At 35.9% G+C, this 11,595-nt stretch carries 8 protein-coding genes and 2 riboswitches; of the genes, 4 read left to right on the top strand and 4 right to left on the bottom strand.

The genetic code is table 11. The annotated features are described in order from the left end of the window. The first annotated feature begins 719 nt into the window (after nucleotides 1-719). The 3 genes from FEZ13_RS18515 (at nucleotide 720) to FEZ13_RS18505 (ending at nucleotide 3,685) form a co-directional block, all read left to right on the top strand. Nucleotides 720-1,283: an SLOG family protein gene (locus FEZ13_RS18515; RefSeq protein ID WP_146553889.1), complete on the top strand. Its 564-nt coding sequence runs from the start codon at nucleotides 720-722 to the stop codon at nucleotides 1,281-1,283. A 384-nt stretch (nucleotides 1,284-1,667) separates the two neighbouring features. Next, nucleotides 1,668-2,732 (top strand): LLM class flavin-dependent oxidoreductase, encoded by a 1,065-nt coding sequence (locus FEZ13_RS18510; RefSeq protein ID WP_146553888.1) that lies wholly within the window; start codon nucleotides 1,668-1,670, stop codon nucleotides 2,730-2,732. After that, nucleotides 2,732-3,685: an ATP-grasp domain-containing protein gene (locus tag FEZ13_RS18505; protein ID WP_146550604.1), complete on the top strand. Its 954-nt coding sequence runs from the start codon at nucleotides 2,732-2,734 to the stop codon at nucleotides 3,683-3,685. Before FEZ13_RS18510 ends, FEZ13_RS18505 begins: the two co-directional genes overlap by 1 nt. 249 nt (nucleotides 3,686-3,934) lie before the next feature. Here the strand turns inward: FEZ13_RS18505 and FEZ13_RS18500 are convergent, their stop codons facing one another. From FEZ13_RS18500 to FEZ13_RS18485, 4 genes are all read right to left on the bottom strand, one after another. Further along, entirely contained in the window at nucleotides 3,935-5,104 is a 1,170-nt protein-coding gene (locus tag FEZ13_RS18500) for an SAM-dependent methyltransferase (RefSeq protein ID WP_146553887.1), read from the bottom strand. Nucleotides 5,105-5,364: 260 nt separating this feature from the next. Next, complete coding sequence (locus tag FEZ13_RS18495; RefSeq protein WP_146553886.1) at nucleotides 5,365-6,696, bottom strand: nucleobase:cation symporter-2 family protein; 1,332 nt, start codon at nucleotides 6,694-6,696, stop codon at nucleotides 5,365-5,367. Between the two features lie 15 nt (nucleotides 6,697-6,711). After that, nucleotides 6,712-7,281, bottom strand: coding sequence for a xanthine phosphoribosyltransferase (locus FEZ13_RS18490; RefSeq protein ID WP_146550607.1), 570 nt, complete (start codon nucleotides 7,279-7,281; stop codon nucleotides 6,712-6,714). A gap of 245 nt (nucleotides 7,282-7,526) precedes the next feature. Beyond that, a riboswitch (purine riboswitch) is annotated at nucleotides 7,527-7,628 on the bottom strand. Between the two features lie 621 nt (nucleotides 7,629-8,249). Next, nucleotides 8,250-9,722, bottom strand: coding sequence for an amino acid permease (locus FEZ13_RS18485; RefSeq protein WP_146553885.1), 1,473 nt, complete (start codon nucleotides 9,720-9,722; stop codon nucleotides 8,250-8,252). Nucleotides 9,723-9,894: 172 nt separating this feature from the next. Further along, a riboswitch (Lysine riboswitch) is annotated at nucleotides 9,895-10,074 on the bottom strand. Between the two features lie 202 nt (nucleotides 10,075-10,276). On the opposite strand from FEZ13_RS18485, the gene FEZ13_RS18480 reads away from it, so the two are divergent. Continuing rightward, nucleotides 10,277-11,488 (top strand): CynX/NimT family MFS transporter, encoded by a 1,212-nt coding sequence (locus FEZ13_RS18480; RefSeq protein ID WP_146553884.1) that lies wholly within the window; start codon nucleotides 10,277-10,279, stop codon nucleotides 11,486-11,488. Nucleotides 11,489-11,595 lie beyond the last annotated feature (107 nt).

The following is an 11,595-nucleotide window of genomic DNA, read 5'->3' as shown; positions in this document are numbered from 1 at the left end:
GTTACTTCATCATCTTTTAATGGTTTTAATTCTTTTTCTTCAATACGAATATCTTTCTTACCATGCCATACTGCTGCTTTCATTGTTTAGACCCTCCCAGAAAATTATATTAATATAGTTTAAATTCGTATAAATTTCATCATCTATAGACTAACTTCTTCTATGTGCACAGTTTCCGGAAACGTTTTCACAAATGTACTATATCTACTATTTTTAGTACGACTATATTATAAATTATCTTTTTATAAAATGCACTTTATTAGACTTATAATATTGAGGTTAAAACGCAGCCTAAAATAACTAGTTTTAGAGCTAAATATTAATAGAATCTCTCTATAAGATGCAGCTTCATAAGCTTTTATCTGCAACAATGCAATCCTCTTCTATAATTACAAATAATTCCATTGTAAATGAAGCATAGCTATTGTAAAATGAAAAGCGAAAATTGTTGATGTACATACACTTGTTTTCACATCGAACACTGACTTAACAAGTAGACTGGGCAACGACATAACTATTTCTATACTTATTTCAGTCAACCGGTTTCTATAGAAATCGGTTTTTTATATTTTATGTGTGTTATATAAAGCAGCAACTGTTAAAAGAAACATCCGTCTCGCCTGCAACAAACAACAATAGTTGCGATGTTAAAACAAAAATCTATATCCAATGAATATGTCAGATAGAATCTAACTTATGTATCAAAGTGGGAGGTATATATGCTAACTCGTCTTGTTATCACTGGCTATAAAGCGCATGAACTTGGTATTTTCAATGATTATCATCCTGGCATTCCTATTATCAAAAAAGCCTTACAAGATCGAATTATTCCGCTCCTTGAAGATGGGCTTGAGTGGGTGATTTTAAGTGGTCAACTAGGTGTAGAAACTTGGGCCGCAGAAGTAATTATGGATTTGCAAATGGAATATCCTGAGTTGAAATATGCAATCATGACACCCTTTTTAGACCAAGAAAAAAATTGGAACGAATCCAAACAAGAAAAATATGAAATGATTTTATCACAAGCTGATTTTGTGACAAGTCTAACAAAACGACCATATGAGGCTCCTTGGCAATTTACCGAAAAAAATAAATTCTTTCTAAAAAATTCTGATGGAATCCTGATCGTTTATGATGAAGAAAAACAAGGTTCGCCAAAATATATAAAAAAACTGGCTGAGCAGTATGCCAGCAATCATGACTATGAAATTTTCCTAATTAATGCGTATGATTTACAAATCGCTGCAGAAGAAGAACAGATGAAAAAGTGGGAAGAAGAATAATCTACTATTATACTAAGGTTAGAACTGATTTCAGCATTTGGCGATCAAGTTCTCGGTATGAAGAACCTACCATTATGTAAGCTAGAGTTTTTATTTTCGCAGATAGATTGTTGTATCAAGATTTTATCGCTATTCTTACATTATTGTCTGTTCCATTTCGTCATCTAACAAAAGAGGCCTTTTTGAGTCCCTCGTTTTTATTTACCCTATTTTCATCATCCTAATTTTCTAAACCAGTTATTTTTGATCATTCTATGACAAATCCCTACTTATCGCCTTTGTTTTATCGATATTATATTGTTTATCACATGGTTTTATGCTAAGATAAACACACGTAATAGTCAGACTATTTAAAAATCAGACTGGAAAGGCGGCTTTAAGGATATGAAATACGGATATTGGTCACCTCTTTATGGTGGTTGGTTACGCAATATTGAGGATGAATATAAACAAATGCCAGCTACATTTGATTATGTAAAAAAAGTGGCTCAGCAAGCTGAACAACTTGGCTATGATATGACCCTGATCGCTGAGTTGTTTTTAAATGATATTAAAGGAATCGAGGAACCTGCATTAGATGCTTGGTCTACTGCCGCAGCTGTTGCCGCAGTTACAGAAAAGCTAAACATCCTTGTAGCTATTCGCCCAGGTTATTATAAACCACAAACTTTTGGAAAAATGGCTTCAAATATCGATCATATTAGCAAGGGTCGTCTTGCTTTGAATATCGTATCTGCATGGTGGGAAGAAGAAGCACGACAATATGGCGGTGCTTTCACTGCTCATGATTCACGCTATGCCCGTGCGGAAGAATTTGTCAATGCATTAGAAGAATTATTCACAAAAACACCTGCATCATTTAAAGGTGATTATTATGAATTCGAAAATACTTATCTTTTACCAAAACCATTAAGAAACAACCATATCCCTATTTTTGCTGGTGGTGAATCTGAAACTGGTAAACAAACAATCTCTAGAATTTGTGACTCTTATGTCATGCATGGTGGTACTATAGAAGAGATCGAAGCGAAGATTAAAGAAATGAATGGTCGACGCGCGGAACTTGGTAAACCAGATTTCGAAATATTTGGTATGGCTGCCTATGTTATTTGCCGTGATACAGAAGAGGAAGCACAAGCTGAATTAGAAAGAATCACTTCGATGAATCCAGATAGCAAAGCATATGCCGGTTATCAAGATTTCACAAGCAAATCACAACTAAATGTAAAAGTCAGCAAAGAAGATTATTGTGTATCAAATCGTGGCTTACGTCCAAATTTAGTAGGTACTCCTGAACAAATCGCAAAACGTATTCTTGCCTATGAAGAAGTTGGGTTGAATTTATTGATCCTACAATTCTCACCACAGCTAGAAGAAATGAAGATCTTTGCTGAAAAAGTAAAACCATTAGTAGAACAACTTAGAAATAAAAAAGTGGAGGTTAAATGATGTCAAAAGTTTATATTATTCATGAAAACAGCGAATGGACAGATCATTTAACAAAACGTTTAGATGAACTAAATATTCCATATGAAGAATGGTTCTTAGATCAAGGGACAGTTGATTTAAGTTCTGTACCACCAGAAGGAATATTTTACAGTCGTATGAGCGCATCATCACATACACGTGATCACCGTTTTGCACCAGAACTTGCAAACGCAGTACTTGCTTGGTTAGAATTCCACGGCCGTACTGTCTTTAATGGAACAGATGCACTTAAACTGGAACTAAGTAAAGTAAATCAATACTTAGCACTTGAAAAAGCCGGTATCCGTACACCAAGAACGATTGCTGCTGTTGGTAAACAACAAATTATTGAAGCAGCAAAGAAAATCAATACCCCTTCATTTATCACGAAACATAATCGTGCTGGTAAGGGACTTGGTGTTCAATTATTCAACACTATTGAAGCATTAGAAGCATATGTAAATGGTCCACTTTACGAAGAACCCGTTGATGGTATTACATTAATCCAACAATACATCAAATCGCCAGAATCATTTATTACTCGTGCTGAATTTGTTAATGCTAAATTTGTTTACGCTGTACAGGTTGATACATCAAAAGGTTTCGAGTTGTGCCCAGCGGACGCTTGTCAGATCAATGACTTATTCTGCCCTGTTGGCGAACAAGTAGAAGAAAAGCCTAAATTCCAGATCGTAGATAATTCCGTATTAGATCTAGAACAAATCAAGTCTTATGAAAAATTCTTAAAAGATCAAAATATCACGGTTGCAGGCATTGAATTCATTAAAGCTGAAGATGGTACAGTTTACACTTATGATATCAACACAAACACGAACTATAATAGTGATGCTGAAGCCAGAGCTGGAAAATACGGTATGTTAGAACTTGCAACTTTCTTAGGCAAAGCATTAGAAAAAGAGCAAGCGCTTGTTTAAGAGTAAAAATAAAAGTAGCTTATTTTGGAACAATAATCTAAGAAAATATGCCATATACAAAAGCACAGAATGCGGATTGAATAGCATTCTGTGCTTTATTTTTATCCCGCGTTAACGGGCAGTAAGACCCCACCTCAAGGTTTAGAGAGAAACGAGAAAGATAGGTGTGGGATGAAGAAAACTCCCACTGATGGAGTTTCTCTTTATATAATCCAAAATGGGGTTTGCATCCAGCCCTTTATATTTGCACTATTGATACATATATTCACGGGTCATTGGTATTTCATTGTTAACACCTTTTGTAAAGATCAATTGTGATAAGTCAATATTACCTGCAGCAAATGATGCGGCACATGCATTTAAGTAAAGTCTCCACATACGGATAAATGTCTCATCCTTCATCTTTTTCACTTCTTCTATTGCCCCTTCAAAGTTGGATGCCCATATATCTAGTGTTTTCTCATAATGACGACGAAGACTTTCAAGATCGACTAAATGAAATTGTTTGGATGTAATATGCTGAACAAGCTCTGCTACACCTGGTACATAACCTCCAGGGAAAATATATTGATCAATCCATGAATTCGATGCACCTTCTTTTTGACACGTAATACAATGGAGCATAGATATTCCTCCATCAGCAAGTAAATCATAGACTTTTTCAAAGTATTCCTCTAAATGGTCCTGACCCACATGTTCTAACATACCGACTGATACTACACGATCGAATGATCCTTGTATATCTCGGTAATCCATAAGCTTGACATCGACTAAATCGATGAGATTTTCTTCAATAATTCTTTCTTTCACACGTGCATATTGTTCGTTTGATAATGTAATACCTGTAGCTTTTACGCCATATTTTTTGGCAGCAGTGACGATGAGTTCGCCCCACCCACAACCAATATCTAAGAGGGTTTGATCCTTTTGGAGATTAAGTTTTTTGAGGATATATGCGACTTTATTGCGTTGTGCATCGGCTAATGACTCATTTTCATGTTTAAAGTATGCACATGAATAGGTCATCGTTTCATCTAACCATAATTTATAAAAATCATTGCCGATATCATAGTGGAATTGAATATTTTCTTTGCTATGTTTTTTATTGTTCGTAATGGTCTTTAAAAGGGTTTTGTATAACTTACCATTGCCAAGAAAACTACCTTGTTTTTCATAAATCGATTGAACAACTCTTTTTAAGTCCCCTTCAACTTCAAGTTTCCCTGTCATATATGCTTCGCCCATTGCCATAGATGGATCTTGCACAATTTCAGCTTTGGGAATCACTTCATTCATCTTTATTTTAAAAACAGGTTTTCCTTCTCCATAATGGACCTTTTCCCCATCCCATAATGTAATTTCTACAGGATCGGAAAATGTACTTTTAAATAACGTCTTGTAAAAATATTGATCGATCATCTTCCACACCTCGAATAATAAGTAATGGACACCTTTTTCTGTCTGCGAATGACCGCAATCTAGAAATCGGATCCAAAGTCAAATAATTATTGGAAAATTATTGTATACAAAATCATTATAACACTAAATCTCAAATTCAAAGTAAAATGGGTTATATGCTTTTATATAATCTATCCTGAATAATTCAAAAAGATGACAAATTGGATATTTTTACACAAAAAAGCCCCACCCTATTGGATGAGGCAAAAATAATCTAGATGTTAAACATGCTTTTCAGTGAGGTTTGTTTTGACTTCGTTTATTTCCTTTTTCACTTCTATTTTTTCATCCCGTCTCCACGGAATCATGTTGAAGATAATATTTAATACGATTGCTGTTACACTACCGGCAACAATGCCATTACTTGTTAGAATACGCACTGTTTCTGGAAGCACTTTGAAAATATCAGGAACGACTGTTACACCAAGCCCCATACCAATCGAGCAAGCAATGATCATTGCATTTCCTTCTGATTCATTTATTGCACTGCCCAACATTTTGACACCTTGTGAAATAACCATACCAAACATAGCGATCATCGCGCCACCAAGTACAGCTGTAGGAATGATTGTTGTTAGTGCAGCAATTTTAGGCAAGAAACCCAATGCGACAAGCATAATTCCTGTGATAAAGATGACAGCACGATTTTTTACACCTGTCATTTGTATTAGACCCACATTTTGAGAAAACGCTGTATACGGGAATGAGTTAAAGATACCACCAATAATTGAAGCTAAACCTTCTGACCGATAACCACGTGCTAGTGCTTTATCGTTAATAGGTGTATTTGTCATACTGCTCAATGCAAAATAAGAGCCTGTAGATTCAACAAGCGATACAATCGCTACAAGCGTCATAATGATGATTGGTTGTGCATGGAATTCTGGTGTTGCAAAGTAAAACGGTGTTACAATTTGTCCCCACGCAGCATCAGCTACTGGTGAAAAATCCACCTTTCCCATAAAAACAGCTGCTACAGTGCCAAGTACTAAACCTATTAAAATGGCAATTGAACGAACAAATCCTTTTGTGAAACGATACAGTAAAACAATAGCGATTAATGTACCAAACGCAAGTGAAATATTAGAAACTGACCCGAAATCAGGCGCTCCTTGACCACCACCTGCATTATTAATAGCAACTGGGATTAATGTGATCCCAATAATCGTGACGACAGAACCAGTAACAATGGGCGGGAAGAATTTTACGAGTTTTCCAAAGATACCTGAAATAAGGACAACGATTAAACCGGACGCAATAATTGCACCATAAATAGAGCCAATACCGTATTTTGAGCCAATGCCAATGATTGGTGTTACAGCTGTAAATGTACATCCAAGAACTAACGGTAATCCAATACCAATTACTTTACCACGCATAACTTGTAATAATGTCGCGATACCACACATCATAATATCAATAGATACTAAATACGTTAACTGAGTTGAATCAAATTTTAATGCACCACCAATGATTAATGGTACTAAAATGGCTCCCGCATACATTGCTAATAAATGTTGGATTCCAAGTGTTGCAAGTTTTGCCTTGTTCATCTGATTAGTTGCCTCCTAAGCAAATTGTACTTTTCCATTTTCTAATGATGAAATAATCGCTAACGAATCAACGCGATAACCCTGTTCACGTAGTAATTGACCTCCTGGTTGGAAGCCTTTTTCTATCACAATACCGATTCCACTTGTAGTAGCACCTGCTTGTTTAACAATGTCGATTAATCCCTTTGCTGCTTCCCCATTTGCTAAAAAATCATCGATTACTAATACAATATCACCTTGCGTTATATAATCTTTTGATACAGAAATTGTATTGGTAACCTTTTTAGTGAACGAATAAACATTTGCAGAATAGAAATTATCTGTTAATGTTATAGATTTACGTTTACGAGCAAAGACAACGGGGATTCCTAAAATAAGTCCAGCCATTACTGCTGGTGCAATACCTGATGATTCGATCGTAAGGATTTTTGTCAAACCTGCATCTTTATATCGATCAGCAAACTCTTGACCTATTGCTTGCATGAGTTGTGGATCAATTTGATGATTCAAAAATGAATCTACTTTTAATACATCTCCTGATAAGACTTTACCTTCCCTTACGATTTTTTCCTGAAGTGCTTTCAACCTTGGGATCTCCCTTCTTATTTTCACGTTTTTAAATCTACCTTGCTTTCAATGACCGGATTTCAAGAATTCACATGCTGCGAACCTGATAGGAAATACCCCGCAATTTTGCATCCTTCCCCTATCTTTCTTGACACGAGCCACTTCAGTTTTTAGATAGATAAAAAGCCCGAAGAACTCGTACATCCAATCATCTATGAGTGGAGCAAGTCCTTCGAGCTATACAGTCGAAAAGAACAATTTATAAACATTGCATTGCTTCTCATAGTCAGATCATTTACGGTGATCTGGTAGAAACTTGCAAGCCATATTCTTGCTATTATATGAGTAAATGATATTTAGTTTTAAATTGAGAATGTCCCAATTATAGCATGCTATTTATAAAATTCAATAAAACATTAAAATATAGAATAATTCTGATAATTGTAAAACCCGAATATTTACAGATATTGAAACGAAATTTCAGCTAATCTCCGAACATTTTAGAGGATAATCACACCAATTCTCTTATATGTTCCTCCTTCTCGCTTACTTCGCATCATTATCATACAATAAGTCGCCGTCTTTCGCTCCACAACTATCAAAATTAGTTATTCTTAAATGTTCGTATTTTTTGAGAAGAAAATGATTTATGAAATTGATTCGAAAAGAAAATCATTCGTATTTTTTAGCTCAAAAGCATTGTGAAACCGATTCTATAGACTATTTTTTTATCAGGCATGTTGATTATCCAATTTTATCCATAAAGTATTTATTCGCCCTTTGAGATAATTTATTTGCTCTCTCAAAGACTTTATTCGCTCTTTCCGCAGGACATTGGATTGTTTTTTTATCAAATATGTGCTACACAAAAGGAAAGAGCAAGCCGCAGCGAAGATCTATATAAATGGTCCGAAAAATGCAGGTTTTCTCAAAAATTACGCCACAGACGACCTAATTTTTGTCAAATCAACACGCGTGTTTTTTTATTATTCTTTCATATGGCGTTTAGCCGTCAAATCCGCATCCTCTAGACGGACTATCTTTGTTTTATGTTTCCATTTATAACCAAACCAAATAATCAGGAAGATCGGTAAACCAATATAGGATACGAAAATACCGTTCCAATCAAAGTGATCCCCTGTAAATGCTGTGTAATTTTGACCAAGTATAACAAACGCACAAACTACAAATGCAAAAATCGGACCAAATGGGAAGAATTTTGAGCGATACGGTAATTCAGATAAATCATGGCCCTGTGCTACAAATGCTTTACGGAATCGATAATGACTTGCTGCAATTCCCAACCATGCGATAAATCCGCACATGCCAGATGCATTTAACAGCCAAGTATATACAGTACCTGTACCGAACAAAGATGCTAAAAATGATAAGCAAGCAACTAGTATAGTCACAATAAGTGCTGCGATTGGTACACCGCGTCCATTTAATCGTTTAAAGATTTTAGGAGCCTTTCCTTCCATCGCCAACTCCCACAGTGTACGAGATGATGCATATAAGCCAGAGTTGCCGGCAGAAAGAATAGCCGTTAAAATAACTGCATTCATAATGGAAGCTGCAAAAGCGATCCCTGCGTTTTCGAATACTAATGTAAATGGACTGACAGTTACATCATCACTATTAGCTAGTCGTTGATCCGTATACGGAATCAATAATCCAATTGCCAAAATAGCTAGAATATAAAATAACAAGATACGCCAAAAAATCTGCTTCACAGCTTTTGGAATAGTTTCACCTGGATTTTTGGTTTCTCCTGCTGTAATACCTAATAATTCAGTACCTTGGAATGAGAATCCAGCAGCTAAAAAAATGCCGAATGTCGCAAAAAATCCACCGTGAAATGGTGCATCCCCTTTAAAGAAGTTCGTGAATCCGATCGGCGCTTTTCCCCCAAGAATACCGAAGATCATTAAAAAACTCACTATCAAGAAAATAATAACCGTTGCAACTTTAATAACCGCAAACCAATATTCACTTTCCCCATAGCTATTAACCGACAGATAATTCAACACAAAGATAACAAACAGAAATGCCGCACTCCAAATAAATGAAGGCATATTAGGAAACCAATATTTCATAACGATTGATATAGCAGACACTTCGGCTGCAATCGTAATCGCCCAGTTATACCAATAGTTCCAGCCTAGCGCAAATCCTAATGACGAGTCGATAAATTTTGAAGCATACGTACTAAACGATCCTGAAACGGGCATATACGCAGCCATTTCCCCAAGACTAGTCATCAAGAAAAATACCATAATACCGATTAGACCATATGCAAGTATTGCACCGCCTGGTCCAGCAACAGCAATTGAATTCCCACTTGCCAATAGCAAACCGGTTCCAATTGTTCCACCAAGAGAAATCATGGTAATATGACGACTTTTTAACCCTCTATTTAAGCTCTGTTGTTCACTAGAGCTTGTCTTTTTTGTACTCATAATTCTCCTCTTTCCGATTTATCACGAGAAAAGGTAGAGTAAAGTTAATTAAAAATGGTTCTATATCAAATATTTGAGATATCCTTGTTTCGATACCCAACATTTAGTATAGATCCTAAAAAAAATACCATCCAAGTAACTTGAGATGGTCACTAAAACTCCTACCAATCTTGATAAAGATAGCTCAACACATCATTTCAGATGTGACAGTTCTGCACCTTTCGGTAACAGCCCCAGCATAAACAATAAAAAGCTTGTCGACACTTCGGCAATATCCCCTTTTTAATCGAGTCTATAATGCTTTTTCATCTCGTCGATTATACTCATGGACATGGCAACCTCTACCTCACCTACTGGATGAGGCATGTAATATATAATTTTAATACGGCTCTTATTATAATACAGAGTATTTTTAATAACAAGACGTAAAATAACTGTTACTCTAATACATTTTAGACTTATAGTAAACAATTATTGATGCTGGAATATTGAAATCTACTATTTATTAATGATACGGTTATAAAGAAGTTTCTTTTCAGGGAGGCCGTACAATATTGACACAACTGACACCTAGACAAAGTAAAAAATTACATTGGAATCGGAATACTTGGATACTTGTACTTGGTATTATTTTCATATCATCTACTTTACGTTCCCCTCTAACATCAGTAGGTCCAATTATTACCTATATAAAACAAGGCCTAGATATTTCCAATGTACTAGCAGGTTTTATCACAACTATTCCACTACTAGCATTTGCACTGGTTTCACCATTTGCGCCAAAACTTGCAAGACGCTTTGGGTTTGAGAAAACCTTGCTATTTGCCATGATTATTTTGGCCTTCGGTATAGTTATACGCTCAATGGGGAACATTATTTTCTTATTATCAGGGACAGCACTCATCGGTATTGCCATTGCATTTGGTAATGTTCTGCTGCCAGCACTTATTAAGCTAAAATTCCCTTTACAAGTTGGATTGCTAACTTCCATCTTCACAGTAGCGATGAATATTTCAGCGAGTATTGCCGCAGGTGTTAGCTATCCAATCGCCAGTACAATTGTCGGTTGGAAAGGTGCGCTTGGCTTTTGGTTTATACTTACGATTATTGCTTTTTTCGTGTGGTTACCACAATTACGCCAACAAATAAATGTAAAAGAAGATCATAAGCATATGAGACCTAGCAAACCGATTTGGAAATATCCTTTGACATGGGCTATTACGCTATCAATGGGCTTACAATCCTTACTCTTCTACACAACTGCAGCTTGGATTCCAGCCATGTTAAAATCTCAAGGGATAAGTGCCCATCAAACAGGATGGATGTTCTCTATCATGCAATTTTCACAATTGCCTATGACATTTCTTATCCCTATATTAGCGGCGAGAAAATCAGATCAACGCTCATTAGTGGTGATGTTTAGTATCTTGTATATCATTGGTTTTTCAGGGATTTTGTTGAACCTAACTTCACTTACTGTTCTTTGGATGATTTTCATTGGTCTCGCAGGTGGCGCATCATTTGGACTAGCCATGATGTTTTTCTCTTTACGCGCTCGCAATGCATTCGAAGCCGCAGAGATTTCTGGTACAGCCCAATCTATCGGCTATCTATTAGCAGCAACAGGACCTGTACTTTATGGCTATATTCATGATTTATTTGAAAGTTGGCAATCAGCCAATGTACTCTACATTGTTGTAGTAATTGGTTTGTTCTTTTTCGCATGGATATCTGCAAAAGATCGTTATGTAACATCTGAAAAATAGAAAACTAGGCTGGTTCAAAAGAAAAATTTTTGTCCTATAATTGAAAAAGGCACGGATGCTGATGGATCAGCATCCGTGCCTTTTGGATAGTATGTTTTTACCTTTAA

Source organism: Rummeliibacillus sp. SL167 (genome assembly GCF_007896505.1).
Lineage (GTDB): Bacteria > Bacillota > Bacilli > Bacillales_A > Planococcaceae > Rummeliibacillus > Rummeliibacillus suwonensis.
Note: the sequence above shows the minus strand (reverse complement) of the source record. Positions and strands in the feature narration are given on the sequence as shown.

What these genes read in the sequence shown, in the direction of transcription:
- FEZ13_RS18515 (WP_146553889.1), top strand. Translation starts at nt 720, where the DNA reads ATGCTAACTCGTCTTGTTATCACTGGCTATAAAGCGCATGAACTTGGT.
- FEZ13_RS18510 (WP_146553888.1), top strand. Translation starts at nt 1,668, where the DNA reads ATGAAATACGGATATTGGTCACCTCTTTATGGTGGTTGGTTACGCAAT.
- FEZ13_RS18505 (WP_146550604.1), top strand. Translation starts at nt 2,732, where the DNA reads ATGTCAAAAGTTTATATTATTCATGAAAACAGCGAATGGACAGATCAT.
- FEZ13_RS18500 (WP_146553887.1), bottom strand. Translation starts at nt 5,104, where the DNA reads ATGATCGATCAATATTTTTACAAGACGTTATTTAAAAGTACATTTTCC.
- FEZ13_RS18495 (WP_146553886.1), bottom strand. Translation starts at nt 6,696, where the DNA reads ATGAACAAGGCAAAACTTGCAACACTTGGAATCCAACATTTATTAGCA.
- FEZ13_RS18485 (WP_146553885.1), bottom strand. Translation starts at nt 9,722, where the DNA reads ATGAGTACAAAAAAGACAAGCTCTAGTGAACAACAGAGCTTAAATAGA.